Source organism: Klebsiella sp. A52 (genome assembly GCF_018388785.1).
Classification (GTDB): Bacteria; Pseudomonadota; Gammaproteobacteria; order Enterobacterales; family Enterobacteriaceae; genus Klebsiella; species Klebsiella aerogenes.
This window is the reverse complement of sequence record NZ_CP074437.1, coordinates 1,069,123-1,086,600: the sequence shown is the minus strand read 5'-3', so window position 1 is coordinate 1,086,600 and position 17,478 is coordinate 1,069,123. Positions and strand designations below refer to the sequence as shown.

Annotated in this window: 18 protein-coding genes and 1 riboswitch; of the genes, 8 read left to right on the top strand and 10 right to left on the bottom strand. The window is 57.9% G+C overall.

Going from position 1 to position 17,478, the window contains the following annotated elements:
* Positions 1-390 precede the first annotated feature (390 nt).
* From thiH to KGA69_RS05015, 7 genes are all read right to left on the bottom strand, one after another.
* Positions 391-1,524 carry a 2-iminoacetate synthase ThiH gene (thiH, locus tag KGA69_RS05045; RefSeq protein WP_045397345.1) on the bottom strand — a complete coding sequence of 378 codons (1,134 nt, stop codon included), beginning with the start codon at positions 1,522-1,524 and terminating at the stop codon, positions 391-393.
* Positions 1,521-2,291: a thiazole synthase gene (gene thiG / locus KGA69_RS05040; protein ID WP_020079903.1), complete on the bottom strand. Its 771-nt coding sequence runs from the start codon at positions 2,289-2,291 to the stop codon at positions 1,521-1,523. Before thiG ends, thiH begins: the two co-directional genes overlap by 4 nt.
* 1 nt (position 2,292) lies before the next feature.
* Complete coding sequence (thiS, locus tag KGA69_RS05035) at positions 2,293-2,493, bottom strand: sulfur carrier protein ThiS (RefSeq protein ID WP_049060427.1); 201 nt, start codon at positions 2,491-2,493, stop codon at positions 2,293-2,295.
* Complete coding sequence (locus tag KGA69_RS05030; RefSeq protein ID WP_045397339.1) at positions 2,477-3,232, bottom strand: HesA/MoeB/ThiF family protein; 756 nt, start codon at positions 3,230-3,232, stop codon at positions 2,477-2,479. Before KGA69_RS05030 ends, thiS begins: the two co-directional genes overlap by 17 nt.
* The gene (gene thiE / locus KGA69_RS05025) at positions 3,225-3,860 is read right to left on the bottom strand and encodes a thiamine phosphate synthase (protein WP_045397336.1); all 636 of its coding nucleotides are present in this window, start codon (positions 3,858-3,860) and stop codon (positions 3,225-3,227) included. Before thiE ends, KGA69_RS05030 begins: the two co-directional genes overlap by 8 nt.
* On the bottom strand, positions 3,860-5,755 hold the full coding sequence (thiC, locus tag KGA69_RS05020; protein WP_213292885.1) for a phosphomethylpyrimidine synthase ThiC: 1,896 nt from the start codon (positions 5,753-5,755) through the stop codon (positions 3,860-3,862). The genes thiE and thiC overlap by 1 nt, the downstream gene beginning before the upstream one ends.
* 89 nt (positions 5,756-5,844) lie before the next feature.
* A riboswitch (TPP riboswitch) is annotated at positions 5,845-5,969 on the bottom strand.
* Between the two features lie 52 nt (positions 5,970-6,021).
* Positions 6,022-6,519, bottom strand: a complete 498-nt coding sequence (locus tag KGA69_RS05015) for an Rsd/AlgQ family anti-sigma factor (protein ID WP_045397331.1) — start codon at positions 6,517-6,519, stop codon at positions 6,022-6,024.
* 90 nt (positions 6,520-6,609) lie between these two features.
* On the opposite strand from KGA69_RS05015, the gene nudC reads away from it, so the two are divergent.
* The 6 genes from nudC to KGA69_RS04985 all read left to right on the top strand — a co-directional run bounded on the left by nudC (position 6,610) and on the right by KGA69_RS04985 (position 10,969).
* Positions 6,610-7,383 (top strand): NAD(+) diphosphatase, encoded by a 774-nt coding sequence (nudC, locus tag KGA69_RS05010; protein WP_020079899.1) that lies wholly within the window; start codon positions 6,610-6,612, stop codon positions 7,381-7,383.
* 40 nt (positions 7,384-7,423) lie between these two features.
* A complete protein-coding gene (hemE, locus tag KGA69_RS05005) occupies positions 7,424-8,488 on the top strand; it encodes a uroporphyrinogen decarboxylase (RefSeq protein ID WP_015704014.1) in 1,065 nt (354 codons plus the stop codon).
* 12 nt (positions 8,489-8,500) lie between these two features.
* Positions 8,501-9,172: a deoxyribonuclease V gene (gene nfi, locus KGA69_RS05000; RefSeq protein WP_045397367.1), complete on the top strand. Its 672-nt coding sequence runs from the start codon at positions 8,501-8,503 to the stop codon at positions 9,170-9,172.
* Between the two features lie 42 nt (positions 9,173-9,214).
* Positions 9,215-9,805, top strand: a complete 591-nt coding sequence (locus KGA69_RS04995; protein ID WP_045397326.1) for a YjaG family protein — start codon at positions 9,215-9,217, stop codon at positions 9,803-9,805.
* 186 nt (positions 9,806-9,991) lie between these two features.
* A complete protein-coding gene (gene hupA / locus KGA69_RS04990; protein ID WP_002884342.1) occupies positions 9,992-10,264 on the top strand; it encodes a nucleoid-associated protein HU-alpha in 273 nt (90 codons plus the stop codon).
* A gap of 12 nt (positions 10,265-10,276) precedes the next feature.
* Positions 10,277-10,969 carry a DUF1481 domain-containing protein gene (locus tag KGA69_RS04985; protein WP_045397364.1) on the top strand — a complete coding sequence of 231 codons (693 nt, stop codon included), beginning with the start codon at positions 10,277-10,279 and terminating at the stop codon, positions 10,967-10,969.
* A gap of 3 nt (positions 10,970-10,972) precedes the next feature.
* Here the strand turns inward: KGA69_RS04985 and zraP are convergent, their stop codons facing one another.
* Positions 10,973-11,410 (bottom strand): zinc resistance sensor/chaperone ZraP, encoded by a 438-nt coding sequence (gene zraP / locus KGA69_RS04980; RefSeq protein ID WP_032715417.1) that lies wholly within the window; start codon positions 11,408-11,410, stop codon positions 10,973-10,975.
* A 260-nt stretch (positions 11,411-11,670) separates the two neighbouring features.
* Between zraP and zraS the strand changes: the two genes are divergently transcribed.
* Complete coding sequence (zraS, locus tag KGA69_RS04975; protein ID WP_045397324.1) at positions 11,671-13,056, top strand: two-component system sensor histidine kinase ZraS; 1,386 nt, start codon at positions 11,671-11,673, stop codon at positions 13,054-13,056.
* Complete coding sequence (gene zraR, locus KGA69_RS04970) at positions 13,043-14,374, top strand: sigma-54-dependent response regulator transcription factor ZraR (RefSeq protein ID WP_045397321.1); 1,332 nt, start codon at positions 13,043-13,045, stop codon at positions 14,372-14,374. The genes zraS and zraR overlap by 14 nt, the downstream gene beginning before the upstream one ends.
* On the opposite strand, the gene purD is transcribed toward zraR, so the two are convergent.
* Both purD and purH read right to left on the bottom strand, forming a co-directional pair.
* On the bottom strand, positions 14,364-15,659 hold the full coding sequence (gene purD / locus KGA69_RS04965; RefSeq protein ID WP_045397319.1) for a phosphoribosylamine--glycine ligase: 1,296 nt from the start codon (positions 15,657-15,659) through the stop codon (positions 14,364-14,366). The two genes, zraR and purD, sit on opposite strands and share 11 nt — an antisense overlap.
* A gap of 15 nt (positions 15,660-15,674) precedes the next feature.
* Positions 15,675-17,264 (bottom strand): bifunctional phosphoribosylaminoimidazolecarboxamide formyltransferase/IMP cyclohydrolase, encoded by a 1,590-nt coding sequence (gene purH, locus KGA69_RS04960; RefSeq protein ID WP_045397317.1) that lies wholly within the window; start codon positions 17,262-17,264, stop codon positions 15,675-15,677.
* Positions 17,265-17,478: the final 214 nt, after the last annotated feature.

The following is a 17,478-nucleotide window of genomic DNA, read 5'->3' as shown; positions in this document are numbered from 1 at the left end:
ATAACTCGGCCCATCCTTGGGCCTCGCCTTTACGGGGCCAGCGCAAGCGCTGTTCAAAACGGCTAGCCGTTTTGTTCTGCAACTCGAATTATTTAGGGTATAAACCGTGGGTTTAGACGCAGGTTAAGCCAGCATGCCTGCTTAGCGAATCAGGTAACTATCGCTAAATTATAACGCTGAGTGCGCTCAGCATCGTGATTAATATTCGATAGTAATATGTTTGCGGCAGTGCGGACGGTAGAGGCAGGGCGAAGAGAGGAAAGAAAAACTCGCCCTGGTCAGCGTCCGCTGCTGACCCTGGCAGAATAGAAAAATGGCGGCAGTTGGGCGAGCCTCCGTTTTCCATCTCTCGTGCAGGCACGCAAAATAATCAGCGGCTTGCAGCATACTTCATGATGATTGCGAGGCGCGTCCCAGCCAGCTATCCCAGTCTTTCCATACCGGCTGTAGGCCACGGGCGGCCAGCGCGCTGGCAACCTCTTCAGGGCGGCGATCGTCGTGGGGAGCAAATTGCTCAAGTTCCGGATGATCGTCGGCGTAGCCGCCGGGTTGGGTTTTGGAGAACGCGCTGACGTTGTTAATCGCCAGCGGGATCACCCGGTCGCGGAACCACGGTGATTCACGGGTCGAGAGCGACAGCTCAACCTCCGGCGCCAGCAGGCGGAAGGCGCAAATGGTCTGCACCAGCTGACGCTCGTCCATCAGCGAAGCTGGCGTAATACCGCCGGCGCAAGGGCGTAAACGCGGAAAGGAGATAGAGTAGCGGCTGCGCCAGTAGCGCTGCTGTAGCCATAGCAGATGCTCGGCGACCATAAAGCAGTCCACTCGCCAGCTGTCGGAAAGGCCAATGAGCGCGCCGAGGCCGATCTTATCGATCCCCGCTTCGCCTAAACGATCCGGTGTATCAAGGCGCCAGAAGAAATCCTGCTTTTTACCCTTCAGATGGTGCTGGGCATACATACTTTCATGGTAGGTCTCCTGATAGACCATCACCCCATCAAGCCCCAGCGTTTTTAGTTCGGCATACTCTTCGGTCGCCAGCGGCTGCACTTCCATATGCAGCGAGGCAAACTGGCGGCGAATGGCTGGCAGGTGCTGGCGGAAATAATCCATTCCGACCTTACTCTGATGTTCGCCGGTGACCAGCAGAAGATGTTCAAAGCCTAAATTGCGGATTGCGGCGCATTCGCGGGCAATCTCCGCTTCATCCAGTGTCTTGCGCTTGATGCGGTTACTCATTGAGAAGCCGCAGTAGGTACAGTCGTTGGCGCACAGGTTGGACAAATACAAAGGTACGTAAAAGCTGACGGTGTTGCCGAAGCGCTGCCGGGTGAGGCGCTGCGCGCGCTGGGCCAGCGGTTCAATATAATCGGCCGCGGCAGGTGAGAGCAGGGCCATCATGTCATCGCGGGTGAGTTGTTTTGCCGCCAGCGCCCGTTCGACGTCGGCGGCGGTTTTGCTGTTGATGCGCAGGCGTATGTCATCCCATTCCAGCTGCCGCCAGCGATCGCTGAAAGTTTTCATGCCAGTGCCTCCAGAAAGCCGGTCAGCGGGCTGGTGGCCTGCGCCTGAGTACTGCGCGCCCCCGGTCCGGCCTGACGCGCCAGTAATCCGGCATCGACCGCCATGCGGAAGGCGCGGGCCATGGCGACGGGATCGTCGGCGACGGCAATGGCGGTGTTGACCAGTACCGCATCAGCGCCCATTTCCAGCGCCTGCGCCGCGTGGCTCGGCACGCCAATCCCGGCATCAACCACCACCGGTACCGTCGCCTGTTCGATAATAATCTCCAGCATGGCCCTGGTTTCCAGCCCCTGATTGGAGCCTATCGGCGCACCCAGCGGCATCACCGCCGCGCAGCCAGCCTCTTCCAGCCGTTTGCACAGGACCGGGTCGGCGCCGCAATAGGGCAAGACGACAAACCCTTCGCGCACCAGTAGCTCCGCCGCCTTCAGGGTTTCAATGGGGTCAGGCAGCAGCCAGCGGGCGTCCGGGTGGATCTCCAGTTTCAGCCAGTGGGTACCTAAGGCTTCCCGCGCCAGGCGGGCGGCAAAAACCGCTTCTTCCGCCGTCTTGGCGCCTGAGGTATTCGGCAGCAGGTTAACGCCCGCCGCCAGCAGCGGCGCGAGAATCGCGTCATTATGCTGGCGTAAATCGACGCGCTTCATCGCCAGCGTCACCAGCTGACTTCCCGAGGCGCGAATCGCCTCGACCATTACCTCCGGGGCGGCGAATTTGCCGGTTCCGGTAAAAAGGTGGGATTCAAATGTCTTATCAGCAATACGTAACATGTCAGCCTCCGGCGATAACCTGAAAAAGCAGGACCCGATCGCCTTCCTGCAAGAGATGATCTTCCCACCGTTCGCGTGGCAGGATGAGTTGGTTGAGCGCCAGCGCAACGCCCGGCTGGAGCTGTTCCAGTTGGCTAAGCAGGGCGCTTACGCTGAGGTTGTCCGCGCACTCCAGCGGTTCGTCGTTAAACCAGACTTGCATGATGTCCTCCACAAACCGGACAGCCCCGGGCCTTTTGCAACGTAAGGTTGCGCCAGTTGCTGGTGCGGGCGTCAAACAGCCGTAGCGTGTTGCGCGGCGTCGCCATGCCGCTAAGGAGCTTAATGGCTTCCAGCGCCTGCAGCGTCCCCATCATGCCGACGACCGGGCCGACGATCCCCGCGGTACGACAGTTACGCTGTGGTTCGGCGGTGTCCGGCCACAGGCAGCGGTAGCAGCCCTGCGCCCAGGGCGGCGTCAGCACCATCAACTGGCCGCCGAAGCCGACGGCGCTGGCGGTTACCAGCGGCGTCTCAAGGGCGACGCAGGCGGCGTTAATCGCCTGGCGGGCGATCATGTTATCGGTACAGTCCAGCACCACGTCGGCTTTCGCCACTTCGGCGCGCAGCGACTCGCCGCTTAAGCGCTGCTGTAGCGCCACGAGGCGGATTTGCGGATTGAGTTGGTTGAGCCGCGTCTTTGCCGCCGCGGCTTTTGGCTGGTCGATATCGTCGCTGGTGAACAGAATTTGCCGCTGCAGGTTGCTGAGATGCACCGCGTCGTCATCGGCCAGGGTCAGCGTTCCGACGCCGGCCCCCGCCAGATATAGCGCGGCCGGCGAACCTAAGCCGCCCAGGCCGATAATCAGCGCCCGGCTGGCTAACAGTTTCTGCTGTCCCTCGATGGCGATATCTTCCAGCAATAGCTGGCGGCTGTAGCGCATGAAATCGTGATCATTCATCGCCTGCTCCCGCCAGCGCTAACAGTTGTGCAGTGGCAGCCCGCCAGTCTGCTGACTTGGTAATGGCGCTGACGACCGCGATGCTGCCGACGCCGGTGGCCAGTACGCCCGGCGCTTTTTCCAGACTGATGCCGCCTATCGCTACCGTCGGATAATCGGCCAGACGATGAATATGCCCGGCAAGCTGTTCGAGGCCCTGCGGCGCCGAAGGCATCTGTTTGGTTTGGGTCGGGAAGACGTGGCCCAGCGCGATGTAGGAAGGGCGCGCCGCCAGCGCGACGTCAATTTCCATATCGTCGTGAGTGGAGACGCCAAGGCGCAGTCCGGCTTTACGGATGGCGCTCAGATCGGTGGTTTCCAGGTCCTCTTGACCCAGATGTACGCCGTACGCCCGGTGCTTAATCGCCAGCTGCCAGTAATCATTGATAAACAGCCGCGCGTGATAGCGGCGGCCAAGCGCGATGGCGGCGATGACATCATCCTCTACATCGCTGTCGCGCTGGTCCTTGATCCGCAACTGAATGGTGCGCACGCCGGCTTCCAGCAGGCGCTCAATCCACGCCACGCTATCGACAACCGGATAAAGCCCGAGACGAAACGGTACGGGCGGAAAGTCAGGCTGGTACATCAGGCATTTTCCTTTTTCAGGTAGATTTCACCGCCGCGGGCGCGGAAGTTATTTGACATATCGGCCATGCCGGCCTCGATACTTTGCTTCGCGGCGTAGTCGCGGACCTCCTGGGTGATTTTCATCGAACAGAATTTTGGCCCGCACATGGAGCAGAAGTGGGCGACTTTGCCGGACTCCTGCGGCAGGGTTTCATCGTGATAGGCCCGCGCGGTAAAGGGATCGAGCGCGATGTTGAACTGGTCTTCCCAGCGGAATTCGAAACGCGCTTTGGACATCGCGTTGTCGCGGATCTGCGCGCCGGGGTGGCCTTTAGCGAGGTCGGCGGCGTGGGCGGCGATTTTGTAGGTAATGAGTCCCTGTTTCACATCCTCTTTGTTGGGCAAGCCGAGATGTTCTTTTGGCGTGACGTAGCACAGCATGGCGCAGCCAAACCAGCCAATCATTGCCGCGCCGATACCGGAAGTGAAATGGTCATAGCCCGGCGCGATGTCGGTGGTGAGCGGCCCCAACGTGTAGAACGGCGCTTCGTGGCAGTGCTCCAGTTCTTCGGTCATATTGCGGCGAATCATCTGCATCGGCACGTGGCCGGGGCCTTCAATCATCACTTGAACGTCATACTCCCAGGCGATTTTAGTCAGCTCGCCCAGCGTATGCAGCTCGGCGAACTGCGCCTCGTCGTTGGCATCCTGAATCGAGCCGGGGCGCAGACCATCGCCGAGGGACAGCGACACGTCATAGGCGGCGCAGATTTCACAGATTTCGCGGAAGTGCTGGTAGAGGAAGTTTTCCTGATGATGCGACAGGCACCACTTGGCCATGATAGAACCGCCGCGCGAGACGATACCGGTCAACCGCTTCGCGGTCATCGGCACATAGCGCAGCAGCACCCCGGCATGAATCGTGAAGTAGTCGACGCCCTGTTCGGCCTGTTCCAGCAGGGTATCGCGGAAGGCTTCCCAGGTCAGGTTCTCGGCAATGCCGTTAACTTTCTCCAGCGCCTGGTAAATCGGGACGGTACCAATCGGCACCGGGCTGTTGCGCAGGATCCATTCGCGGGTCTCGTGGATATAGCGGCCGGTGGAGAGGTCCATTACCGTGTCGGCGCCCCAGCGGGTTGACCAGACCAGCTTCTCGACCTCTTCTTCGATGGAAGAGGTCACCGCCGAGTTGCCGATATTGGCATTCACTTTCACCAGGAAGTTGCGGCCGATAATCATCGGTTCGGATTCCGGGTGATTGATATTGGCCGGGATGATGGCTCGCCCGGCAGCGACTTCATCGCGGACGAACTCGGCGGTAATGTTGTCCGGCAGGCGGGCGCCAAAGCCTTCTCCGGCATGCTGCTGGCGCAGCACCTCGCTGCGGATACGCTCACGGCCCATGTTTTCGCGAATGGCGATGAATTCCATCTCCGGGGTGACGATCCCCTGGCGGGCGTAGTGTAGTTGCGTCACGCATTTGCCGGCGACGGCGCGTTTAGGCGTCAGCAGGCCGCCAAAGCGCAGTTCATCGAGGCCATCGTCGGCCAGCCGCGCTTTAGTGTATGCCGAGCTGCGTTCGCTGAGCGGCGCGCAGTCGTTACGTGCGTCGATCCACCGCTGGCGTAGTTTTGTCAGTCCCTGGCGGACATCGATGTTGATCTCCGGGTCGCCGTAAGGCCCGGAGGTGTCGTACACCGGTATTGGTTCGTTGGCTTCGTATTGGGGGTTATCGTTATCACCGCCGATGAGCGTCGGGCTGAGCTGGATTTCACGCATCGGGACGCGGATATCAGCCTGTGAGCCTTGAATGTAAATGCGGCGCGAATTGGGAAAAGCGGTGCCTTCCAGCGTATCGATGAATCGCTGCGCGTGTTCGCGTTGTTCCCGGCGGGTCAGTTTGGTAGTAGACATAGCGCATTCCAGTTACAAAAAAAGGAGATGGCTTGTCAGACGACGGATGGAGTAACAGATGCGACCAACCCGTAACGGGCAGGTGCGACCAGCAGTTTACTCTTGTTCCCTTCGCAGGTATTAGCCTGATCAGGTTCCGCGGATCCCGAATAAACGGTCTCAGCCTTTTCCACTTCAGCTTTCGTGTGGAAAATAGGCACTCCGACAAGATGAAATCCCTCCGCAGAGGGATAATGTATGTAAATTACTCGTTAACGGTTCACAACTCAAGCGGTCGGCGCGATATTGTCGCCAACGCTGTCTTTCCGATCGTGAGCGACGACCAGCGCCAGCAGCTTGTCCTCAAGCGCGAAGCGTGCCTCCAGCGACTCGCCGATATCCGACAGCGCCTGCTGAAATTCGAGATAGTTATCATGATCGATGGCGTTTTCGAGGCAGGTATCGTAGTAGTCCATCATCTGCTGGGTATTGGCTTCCAGCTGCGGGTAGATTTTGGTAGCGGCTAAAAGAGGGGTACTCCCTTCCATTTCTCCGATAATACGTTCATAAATATTAAAATGACCGGATGAGAGGTAATCCACCAGGCTTTGGCAAAAGTCATCCAGCGCCTTTTCATTAAGCCGCATAAAGGACTCTTTGCCGGGTTTCAGGCCAACCAGGTTGTAGTAAGCCACGAGCAAATGCTTACGCACAAGCAGCCAGCGATCGACCAGTTTGTTATTGCCTCCAACACGTTCCGTCAGGTTTTCCAGCTGGTTTAACATGATTGACTCCGCAAGATTAAAAATAACGTTGCTCAGCAAATGTAAATATAATGTTAAAAGTGCCAGTAAAACGAAGGTAGCGCAATAGATATGGATCGTATTATTGAAAAATTAGATCGCGGCTGGTGGATCGTCAGTCACGAACAAAAATTATGGCTTCCCGCAGGGGAATTACCACATGGCGAAGCGGTAAATTTTGATCTTGTCGGTGAACGCGCGCTACATCTCGGCGAGTGGCAAGGCGAAGCGGTGTGGCTGGTGCGTCAGGATCGTCGGCGTGATATGGGATCGCTGCGCCAGGTATTGGATCAGGATCCTGGGCTTTTCCAGTTAGCAGGGCGCGGGATCCAGTTGGCCGAGTTTTATCGATCGCATAAATTCTGCGGCTACTGCGGCCACCCGATGCATGTCAGTAAAACCGAGTGGGCGATGCTGTGCGGCCACTGCCGCGAGCGCTATTATCCGCAAATTGCCCCCTGCATTATCGTCGCCATTCGTCGCGACGATTCAATTCTGCTGGCGCAGCATACCCGCCATCGTAATGGTGTCCATACGGTGTTGGCCGGGTTTGTCGAAGTGGGTGAAACCCTTGAGCAGGCGGTCGCCCGCGAAGTGATGGAAGAGAGCGGCATTAAGGTGAAAAACCTGCGCTATGTGACCTCCCAACCGTGGCCCTTCCCGCAATCATTGATGACCGCCTTTATGGCTGAATACGATAGCGGCGATATTGTCGTGGATAAGAAAGAGTTGCTGAGCGCAGAGTGGTATCGCTATGACGATTTGCCGCTACTGCCGCCGCCGGGCACGGTGGCGCGACGCCTGATCGAAGATACGGTGGCGATGTGTCGGGCAGAGTACGAGTGACATGTTACACTGGGCGCATCAACGCTAAAGGAATGTAAAAATGACCGAACTGAAAAACGATCGTTACCTGCGCGCGCTGCTGCGCCAGCCGGTTGATGTCACCCCGGTGTGGATGATGCGCCAGGCGGGCCGCTATCTCCCGGAATACAAAGCCACCCGCGCGCAAGCGGGCGATTTCATGTCGCTGTGTAAAAATGCCGAGCTGGCCTGCGAAGTAACGCTACAGCCGCTGCGCCGTTACCCGCTGGATGCGGCGATCCTCTTTTCGGACATCCTGACGATTCCGGATGCGATGGGGCTGGGGCTGTACTTTGAAGCTGGCGAAGGCCCGCGCTTCACCTCGCCGGTGAAATGCAAAGCCGACGTCGACAAACTGCCGGTGCCGGACCCGGAACAAGAATTAGGCTACGTGATGAACGCCGTGCGCACCATTCGCCGTGAACTGAAAGGCGAAGTGCCGCTGATTGGTTTTTCCGGCAGCCCATGGACGCTGGCGACCTACATGGTTGAAGGCGGCAGCAGCAAAGCCTTTACCGTCATCAAAAAGATGATGTACGCCGAACCGCAGGCGCTGCACGCGCTGCTGGACAAGCTGGCGAAAAGCGTCACCCTGTATCTGAACGCGCAGATCAAAGCGGGCGCGCAGTCGGTGATGATTTTCGACACCTGGGGCGGCGTGTTGACCGGCCGCGACTATCAGCAGTTCTCGCTCTACTACATGCATAAAATCGTCGATGGCCTGCTGCGGGAAAACGAAGGTCGTCGCGTACCGGTGACGCTGTTCACCAAAGGCGGCGGACAATGGCTGGAAGCGATGGCGGAGACCGGCTGCGATGCGCTGGGTCTCGACTGGACTACCGATATTGCCGACGCTCGCCGTCGCGTAGGTCACAAAGTGGCGCTGCAGGGCAATATGGACCCGTCGATGCTTTATGCGCCTGCCGCCCGTATTGAAGACGAAGTGGCGAACATTCTCGCCGGCTTCGGCCAGGGCGAAGGCCATGTCTTTAACCTTGGTCACGGCATCCATCAGGACGTCGACCCACAGCATGCAGGAGTCTTTGTTGAGGCGGTGCATCGTCTCTCCGCGCAATATCACCAATAGGAGATAAGCATGATGGATTTAGCTGCGCTACGAACCCAACAGCAATCTTTAGCCGCGTCGGTAGAACGTGCGGACCGATTGGATCGCGACCCGCCGGTGCTGATCGGCGGCGCCGATGTGGGGTTTGAGCAGGAAGGGGACATTACCCGCGCTGCGATGGTGCTGCTAACTTATCCGGGCCTTGAGCTGGTGGAGTATCAGGTGGCGCGCGTCGCCACCACGATGCCGTACATCCCCGGCTTTCTCTCCTTTCGCGAGACCCCCGCGCTGCTGGCGGCGTGGCAACAGCTATCGCAAAAGCCCGATCTGTTGTTCGTCGACGGCCACGGTATTTCACATCCCCGGCGGCTTGGCGTCGCCAGCCATTTTGGCCTGATGGTTGATGTGCCAACGATTGGCGTAGCGAAAAAACGCTTATGCGGGAAGTTTGAACCGCTCGGCGCCGAGCCCGGCGCGCTGGCGCCATTAATCGACAAGGGCGATCAGCTGGCCTGGGTCTGGCGCAGCAAAGCACGCTGCAACCCACTGTTTATCAGTACCGGCCACCGCGTAGGGATGGATAGCGCGTTAATGTGGGTGGAACGCTGCATGCAGGGCTACCGGCTACCCGAACCCACGCGTTGGGCCGATGCCGTGGCATCCCGTCGGCCTTCCTTTGTGCGTTGGCAAGCAAATCACGGCTGATTCAGGTACACTGCGCCTAATTTCTGACTTCGAGAATTCATCATGTTACAAAACCCGATTCATCTGCGCCTGGAGAAACTGGAGAGCTGGCAGCACGTCACCTTTATGGCCTGCCTGTGCGAGCGTATGTACCCCAACTACGCCATGTTCTGCAAGCAAACCGAGTTTGGCGACGGCCAGTTATATCGTCGTATCCTTGACCTGATCTGGGAAACGCTGACGGTAAAAGATGCGAAGGTGAATTTCGATAGTCAGCTGGAAAAGCTGGAAGAGGCGATTCCGTCCGCAGATGACTACGACATGTACGGCGTCTATCCGGCTATCGATGCCTGCGTCGCGCTGAGCGAATTAATCCACTCACGCCTGAGCGGTGAAACGCTGGAACATGCTATCGAGGTCAGTAAGACTTCCATTACTACCGTCGCGATGCTGGAAATGACCCAGGAAGGTCGCGAAATGACCGATGAAGAGCTCAAAGCTAACCCGGCGGTAGAACAAGAATGGGACATTCAGTGGGAGATTTTCCGCCTGTTGGCCGACTGCGAAGAACGCGACATTGAACTGATTAAAGGGCTGCGCGCAGACCTGCGAGAGGCCGGTGAGAGCAATATTGGTATAAATTTTCAGCAATGAGACCAGAAAACGTGATTTACCGCCTGAATTGTAGCGTCTGAAGACTTCCATTCCGCCCCCTGTCTGGTCTACATTTGGGGGGCGAAAAAAAGTGGCTATCGGTGCGTGTATGCAGGAGAGTGCTTTTCTGGCATTTCCGTCGCACTCGATGCTTAGCAAGCGATAAACACATTGTAAGGATAACTTATGAACAAGACTCAACTGATTGATGTAATTGCGGACAAAGCTGACCTGTCTAAAGCACAGGCAAAAGCTGCCCTGGAATCCACCCTGGCTGCAATTACCGAGTCTCTGAAAGAAGGTGATGCTGTTCAACTGGTTGGTTTCGGTACCTTCAAAGTGAACCACCGTGCTGAGCGTACTGGCCGCAACCCGCAGACCGGTAAAGAAATCAAAATCGCTGCAGCTAACGTGCCAGCATTTGTTTCTGGCAAAGCGCTGAAAGACGCAGTCAAGTAAGACCGCGTGGCAGTGTCCAGTTTTAACGAAGGGGCTTTTAAGCCCCTTTTGTCTAACTGGCGTCGCACGCTGACGCTGGCAGGCGCGCTATTGCTCACTGCCTGCAGTCACGATTCTTCTCTTCCTCCTTTCACCGCCAGCGGCTACGCCGATAACCAGGGCGCGATGCGCATCTGGCGCAAAGATGCCGGCGATGAAGTTCACCTGCTTGCCGCTTTTAGTCCATGGCACCGCGGCGACACCTCAACCAGCGAGTACCGCTGGCAGGATGGCCAGCTAACGCTTATTGAGCTCAACGTGTACGGCAAACCGCCGGAACATATTCGCGCCCGCTTTGACGCCCAGGGCGAGCTGAGTTTTATGCAGCGTGAAGTAGATGGTGAAAAACAGCAGCTTTCAAACGACCAGGTCGCGCTGTACCGCTATCGGGCGCAGCAAATCCGCGAAACCAGTGACGCCTTGCGTCAAGGACGAGTGGTATTACGCCAGGGGCGCTGGCATGCCGATCGTACCGTGACCACCTGTGAAGGCCAGACCGTGAAGCCTGACCTTGATGAGCGGGCATTAGCGCATATTGAACGCCGCCAGAATCACTCCTCCGTAGAGGTGAGCGTGGCGTGGCTGGAAGCACCGGAAGGTTCGCAACTGCTGCTGGTGGCTAACGAAAACTTCTGTACCTGGCAGCCGAACGAAAAATCGTTCTGAGTTTTACCAGTGGTTCATGCCCATATGACCACCGCCATTACCGCGGCAGCCGCCGTAACCCATACCCGCGCCGCGAGGAACGCCTGCTTCCGCAAGGGCGATATCAAATTTTACCCGCTGCTGATCCAGCTGCTGGCTTAATGTTTCCATTTCCTTCGCCACGGCCTCAATTTTTCCGCTTTCTGGTTTTGGCGCAGTAAGCAGCGCATTGTACTCGTAGCGTTTGGACTGCAGCTGCTGGCGCAGGGCGCTGGTTTGCGCATAGTAATTGTCATGTAGCTTCTGCACGGTCGCTTGCTGTTCCTGGGTGAGCTGGCTGTAACCCTGCGCGCCCATCCCGTTGTTATAACCCCAGTGATGTCCGGCCCAGGCCGCGTGACTGCCAAAGGTCAGTGCGGCAAGCGCCACGAGGACGAGGGATAAAGTCGGTTTCCGTTTCATAGCGTGATCTCCTGTGTGGTTTCCCTCGGTATTGCATCTTCCATGCCAGCCTGAAAAAGCGCGTGAATACAGGCCTGTCCGCGGCGAACATTATCCTGGCGAGTAAAAATGACCCGTTCCGGCTGGGGCCTGCGAGTCATTTTTACTCGCTAAATCACCGGCGATATGTCTGAGGACAGGTTTCACGGTGTGGAAAAATGGCATGATTCCTGCTGATGGATCCTGGTGATAGCGAATAAGGACACGATAAGGACCCGCCCATGCCGCGCATTACCTCATTTTCCCGGGACACCCTGAGCTGGTTGCTGACCGGCACGGTTATCCTGTTGGTTATTCTGTTTTCCGCGATGATTGTCCGCGATTATGGCCGGGAAACCGCCGCCGCCCGGCAAACTATCGAAGAAAAAGGGGAGGTGCTGATCCGCGCGCTGGAGTCCGGCACGCGTGTCGGCATGGGGATGCGAATGCATCACGCGCAGCTGCAGGCGCTGCTGGAGGAGATGGCCTGGCAGCCCGGTGTGCTGTGGTTCGCGGTGACCGATGAAAACGGTAAAATTATCGCCCATAGCGATCCGCAGCAGGTGGATAAGGCGCTGTACAGTCCCGCGCAAATGCGTGAACTCAAGGTGGGGGAACAGGAGCGCTGGCGCCGGCTTGCCGAGCCGCAACCGGCACTGGAGATTTATCGCCAGTTTCGCCCGCTTAACCCTGCTCGTGGTCACCATATGGGGATGATGAAGCGCTGCAACAGCGCGCTGGCTCAGCCCAATGTTCCACAGGTGATTTTTATCGCCTTTGATAGCCGCGAGCTGGATGCGGCGCAGGCTCGCGGCTTGCGTAATATGATGATCATGCTGGCGGCCGCGGCGCTGGTCATCGTCGCGACGATCCTCGCTCAGTTCTGGTTCCGCCGCTACCGTCTCTCACGCCAGCAGCTTCAGGAGGCGATGGCCCGCAAAGAAAAACTGCTGGCTCTTGGGCATCTGGCGGCGGGAGTCGCGCATGAGATCCGCAATCCGCTTTCTTCGATTAAAGGACTGGCGAAGTATTTTGCCGAGCGTACGCCGCCGGGCGGCGAGGCGCAGGAGTTAGCGCTGGTGATGGCCAAAGAGGCCGATCGCCTGAACCGGGTCGTCAGCGAGCTGCTGGAGCTGGTTCGTCCAGCCCATTTAAACTACCAGCCCGTCGATATCAACGCGCTTATCCACCACTCATTGCAGCTGGTAAGCCAGGATGCGCAGAGTCGCGGGATCGCGCTGCAATTTACTCCACGCCCTGAATTAACCTCTATTAAAGCCGACCCCGACCGTCTGAACCAGGTGCTGTTGAATCTGTATCTGAACGCGATGCAGGCTATTGGCCGCGGCGGCGTCATTCACGTATCGGCAAGCGAAGCCGATCGGCAACGTGTGAAAATTGTCGTCAAGGATAGCGGTAAGGGGATGAGCGATGAAGAACTGCAGGCCATCTTTACCCCTTATTTCACCACCAAGGCGGACGGCACGGGGCTGGGGCTGGCGGTAGTACAGAATATTATCGAACAACATGGCGGGACAATCCGCGCCGAAAGTCAGCCGGGGGCCGGAGCGATATTTACGCTTTGGTTACCGGTGGATGCTCAACGGAGGGAAGATGAGCAGCGATAAAATACAGATTCTGGTCGTCGATGATGACGTTAGCCACTGCACGATTTTGCAGGCGCTGCTGCGTGGCTGGGGCTATCAAGTGGCGTTAGCCCACAACGGCCTGCAGGCGCTGGAACAGATCCATCGGCAGGTGTTCGACCTGGTGCTATGCGATATCCGCATGGCGGAGATGGACGGTATCGCGACATTAAAAGAGATCAAAGCCTATAACCCGGCGATTCCGGTATTAATCATGACGGCGTTCTCCAGCGTCGGCACGGCGGTTGAGGCTATTAAGTCCGGCGCGCTGGATTATCTGGTCAAGCCGCTGGATTTTGACACTCTACAGCAGACGCTGGTTCAGGCGCTGGCGCATACCCGGCAGAGTGAAGGCGATTCCAGCGCCGCGACGGATTCGCAATGGGGCATGATTGGCGATAGCCCGGCAATGCAGGCGCTTATCAACAATATTACGCTGGTGGCGCCCTCGGATGCGACGGTGCTGATCTGCGGCGAATCGGGAACCGGTAAAGAACTGGTGGCGCGCGCCATCCACGCTTGCAGCGAGCGCCGCGAGAAGCCGCTGGTGACGCTAAACTGCGCGGCGCTCAATGAGTCGCTGCTGGAGTCCGAGCTGTTCGGTCATGAAAAAGGGGCTTTTACCGGCGCGGAGCGGCGGCGGGAAGGGCGTTTTGTCGAGGCGGATGGCGGCACGCTGTTTCTTGATGAAATTGGCGATATCTCGCCGCTGATGCAGGTGCGTCTGCTGCGGGCGATTCAGGAACGCGAAGTGCAGCGCGTTGGCAGTAATCAGACGCTTTCTGTCGATGTGCGGCTAATTGCCGCCACCCATCGTAATCTGGCGGAGGAGGTAAGCGCCGGGCGCTTTCGCCAGGATCTCTATTATCGCCTGAACGTCGTAACCATTGATATGCCGCCACTGCGTCAGCGGCGTGAAGATATTCCACCGCTGGCGCAGCACTTTCTTAAGCGCTATGCCGAACGCAATCGTAAAACGGTGCAGGGATTTACGCCGCAGGCGATGGACCTGTTGATTCACTACGGCTGGCCGGGGAATATCCGCGAACTGGAAAATGCGGTGGAGCGGGCGGTGGTGCTACTGACCGGAGAATACATTTCCGAGCGTGAACTGCCGTTGGCGATAGCAGGTACGACGCAGCCGGTTACTGGCAACGATGAGGCGTTGATTCAGCCGTTAGTGGAAGTCGAAAAAGAGGTCATACTGTCGGCGCTGGAAAAAACGGGCGGCAACAAAACTGAAGCCGCCCGTCAGTTAGGCATTACGCGTAAAACGCTGCTGGCAAAACTCAGCCGTTAGTTTTTTCACGCGCGATGGCGCGCCAGCCGATATCGTTACGGCTGAAGCTGCCGTTCCAGCGAATATCGGTCAGTAGTTCATAGGCGCGCTGCTGCGCCTGCGCCACGGTGTCACCCAGCGCGGTTACGCACAGCACGCGTCCGCCGTTGGTGACTACGCGCTGGTCGTCAGACAGCCTGGTGCCGGCGTGGAAGACTTTACCGTCTGCCGCTTCCTGCTGCGGCAGACCGTGGATCTCATCGCCCGTGTTGTAGTTGCCCGGATAGCCGCCGGCGGCCACCACAACGCCCAGCGAGGCGCGGTCATCCCACTCGGAAGTTTTCTCGTCCAGCTTGCCCGCGCAGGCGGCGAGGCACAGCTCTACCAGATCGGATTTCATGCGCAGCATGATCGGCTGAGTTTCCGGATCGCCAAAGCGGCAGTTGAACTCAATAACCTTCGGGTTGCCCTGCTTATCGATCATCAAACCGGCATACAGGAAACCGGTATAGGTGTTGCCTTCAGCGGCCATACCTTTAACTGTTGGCCAGATAATCCGCTCCATGGTGCGCTGATGGACTTCATCGGTCACTACCGGCGCCGGGGAGTAAGCGCCCATACCGCCGGTGTTCGGGCCGGTATCGCCGTTGCCGACGCGCTTGTGATCCTGGCTGGTGGCCATCGGCAGGACGTGCTCGCCGTCGACCATGACAATAAAGCTGGCTTCTTCGCCATCGAGGAATTCTTCAATCACGATGCGGTGGCCTGCATCGCCAAAGGCGTTACCGGCCAGCATATCTTTCACCGCCGCTTCGGCTTCCTCAAGGGTCATCGCCACGATAACGCCTTTACCCGCCGCCAGACCGTCGGCTTTGATGACGATCGGCGCGCCTTTCTCGCGCAGGTAAGCCAGCGCAGGCTCAACTTCGGTGAAATTCTGGTATTCCGCCGTCGGGATATGATGACGAGCGAGGAAATCTTTGGTGAAGGCTTTTGAACCTTCCAGCTGCGCGGCGCCTTCGGTTGGCCCGAAGATGGCGAGCCCTGCGGCACGAAACGCGTCCACTACGCCAATGACCAGCGGCGCTTCCGGGCCAACGATCGTCAGGTCGATTTTTTCATCCTGCGCGAAACGTAGCAGCGCCGGAATATCGGTAACGCCGATAGCGACGTTTTGCAGCGCCGGCTCCAGAGCGGTGCCCGCGTTGCCCGGCGCGACGTAGACGGTATCAACCAGCGGCGACTGGGCCGCTTTCCAGGCCAGCGCGTGTTCGCGCCCGCCGTTGCCGATTACTAATACTTTCATCTGCTGCTCCGTGAATTAATGGCGGAAGTGGCGCATGTCGGTGAAGATCATGGCGATACCATGTTCGTCCGCGGCGGCAATTACTTCTTCATCGCGGATAGAGCCGCCCGGCTGGATAACGCAGGTGATGCCGACGGCCGCGGCGGCATCAATACCATCGCGGAACGGGAAGAAGGCGTCAGAAGCCATGGCGGAGCCTTTCACTTCCAGACCTTCGTCACCGGCTTTAATCCCGGCAATTTTCGCCGAGTAGACGCGGCTCATCTGACCGGCGCCGATACCGATGGTCATATTATTTTTGGCATAAACGATGGCGTTGGATTTGACGAATTTCGCCACTTTCCAGCAGAACAGCGCATCGCGTAGCTCTTGCTCGCTCGGCTGACGTTTGCTGACCACGCGCAGTTCGCCCGCGGTGACCATACCGAGATCGCGGTCCTGAACCAGCAGGCCGCCATTGACACGTTTGAAATCGAGACCCGCGACGCGAGCATCCCACTGGCCGCAGACCAGCACGCGAACGTTCTGCTTAGCGGCGGTGATTTTCAGCGCTTCTTCGCTGGCGGATGGCGCGATGATCACTTCGACGAACTGGCGAGAGATGATCGCCTGCGCGGTTTCAGCATCCAGCTCGCGGTTAAAGGCTATGATGCCACCGAAGGCGGAGGTTGGATCGGTTTTGTAAGCGCGATCGTAGGCGTCGAGGATCGAGTCGCTGACGGCAACGCCGCACGGGTTGGCATGCTTAACGATAACGCAGGCCGGCTCGTTGAACTCTTTCACACACTCCAGCGCCGCATCGGTATCGGCAATGTTGTTATACGAGAGCGCTTTGCCCTGCAGCTGGGTGGCGGTCGCCACGGAGGCTTCTTTTACATTCTCTTCTATATAGAAGGCAGCCTGCTGGTGGCTGTTTTCGCCGTAGCGCATATCCTGCTTCTTAATGAAGTTTAGATTCAGGGTACGCGGGAAGCGGCCAGCGGCTTCTTTACTTTCGCCGTGATAGGCCGGAACCATACTGCCGAAGTAGTTAGCGATCATGCTGTCGTAAGCGGCGGTGTGTTCGAAGGCTTTAATCGCGAGGTCGAAACGGGTGTCCAGCGTGAGAGAACCTTCGTTGGCGTCCATCTCATTAATGATGGCGTCGTAGTCGCTGCTCTTAACCACGATGGCGACATCTTTATGGTTCTTCGCCGCGGAGCGCACCATAGTCGGGCCGCCGATATCGATGTTTTCCACCGCGTCTTCCAGCGAGCATCCTTCACGAGCGACGGTCTGGGCGAACGGGTAGAGGTTAACGACAACCATATCGATAGGCGCGATACCGTGTTGCTGCATGATACCGTCATCCTGACCGCGACGACCGAGGATGCCGCCGTGTACTTTCGGATGCAGGGTCTTCACGCGTCCATCCATCATTTCCGGGAAACCGGTGTAGTCAGAGACTTCGGTAACCGGCAGGCCTTTATCTGCCAGCAGGCGAGCGGTGCCGCCGGTGGACAGCAGCTCGACACCACGAGCGGAAAGCGCCTGCGCGAATTCGACGATACCTGCCTTGTCAGAAACACTGAGCAGGGCGCGGCGGACTGGACGACGTTGTTGCATGGTATTAAATCCCCAGGATTTGAACATTACAGAGAGCGTTAGGTGAGTTTTTGCCTAAAAACTCACCTAACGCACCCAACCGGGCATCCGTGTCATAGCGCGGCATTGTAACGAAAACGTTTGCGCAACGCTCGCGAATTTTTATCTTTCTCTTTAAGCCGATGGTTCTCTCCTTATATGGCAATGGATGTACCGGGGTTTAAGCCGTGTTTTG

Excerpts from the sequence above, each read along its gene's own strand:
- hemE (WP_015704014.1), top strand. The coding sequence starts at position 7,424 with ATGACCGAACTGAAAAACGATCGTTACCTGCGCGCGCTGCTGCGCCAG.
- purH (WP_045397317.1), bottom strand. The coding sequence starts at position 17,264 with ATGCAACAACGTCGTCCAGTCCGCCGCGCCCTGCTCAGTGTTTCTGAC.
- thiH (WP_045397345.1), bottom strand. The coding sequence starts at position 1,524 with ATGAAAACTTTCAGCGATCGCTGGCGGCAGCTGGAATGGGATGACATA.
- hupA (WP_002884342.1), top strand. The coding sequence starts at position 9,992 with ATGAACAAGACTCAACTGATTGATGTAATTGCGGACAAAGCTGACCTG.
- nudC (WP_020079899.1), top strand. The coding sequence starts at position 6,610 with ATGGATCGTATTATTGAAAAATTAGATCGCGGCTGGTGGATCGTCAGT.
- thiC (WP_213292885.1), bottom strand. The coding sequence starts at position 5,755 with ATGTCTACTACCAAACTGACCCGCCGGGAACAACGCGAACACGCGCAG.
- thiS (WP_049060427.1), bottom strand. The coding sequence starts at position 2,493 with ATGCAAGTCTGGTTTAACGACGAACCGCTGGAGTGCGCGGACAACCTC.
- thiE (WP_045397336.1), bottom strand. The coding sequence starts at position 3,860 with ATGTACCAGCCTGACTTTCCGCCCGTACCGTTTCGTCTCGGGCTTTAT.
- KGA69_RS05030 (WP_045397339.1), bottom strand. The coding sequence starts at position 3,232 with ATGAATGATCACGATTTCATGCGCTACAGCCGCCAGCTATTGCTGGAA.
- KGA69_RS04995 (WP_045397326.1), top strand. The coding sequence starts at position 9,215 with ATGTTACAAAACCCGATTCATCTGCGCCTGGAGAAACTGGAGAGCTGG.
- thiG (WP_020079903.1), bottom strand. The coding sequence starts at position 2,291 with ATGTTACGTATTGCTGATAAGACATTTGAATCCCACCTTTTTACCGGA.
- zraR (WP_045397321.1), top strand. The coding sequence starts at position 13,043 with ATGAGCAGCGATAAAATACAGATTCTGGTCGTCGATGATGACGTTAGC.
- nfi (WP_045397367.1), top strand. The coding sequence starts at position 8,501 with ATGGATTTAGCTGCGCTACGAACCCAACAGCAATCTTTAGCCGCGTCG.
- KGA69_RS05015 (WP_045397331.1), bottom strand. The coding sequence starts at position 6,519 with ATGTTAAACCAGCTGGAAAACCTGACGGAACGTGTTGGAGGCAATAAC.
- zraS (WP_045397324.1), top strand. The coding sequence starts at position 11,671 with ATGCCGCGCATTACCTCATTTTCCCGGGACACCCTGAGCTGGTTGCTG.
- zraP (WP_032715417.1), bottom strand. The coding sequence starts at position 11,410 with ATGAAACGGAAACCGACTTTATCCCTCGTCCTCGTGGCGCTTGCCGCA.
- purD (WP_045397319.1), bottom strand. The coding sequence starts at position 15,659 with ATGAAAGTATTAGTAATCGGCAACGGCGGGCGCGAACACGCGCTGGCC.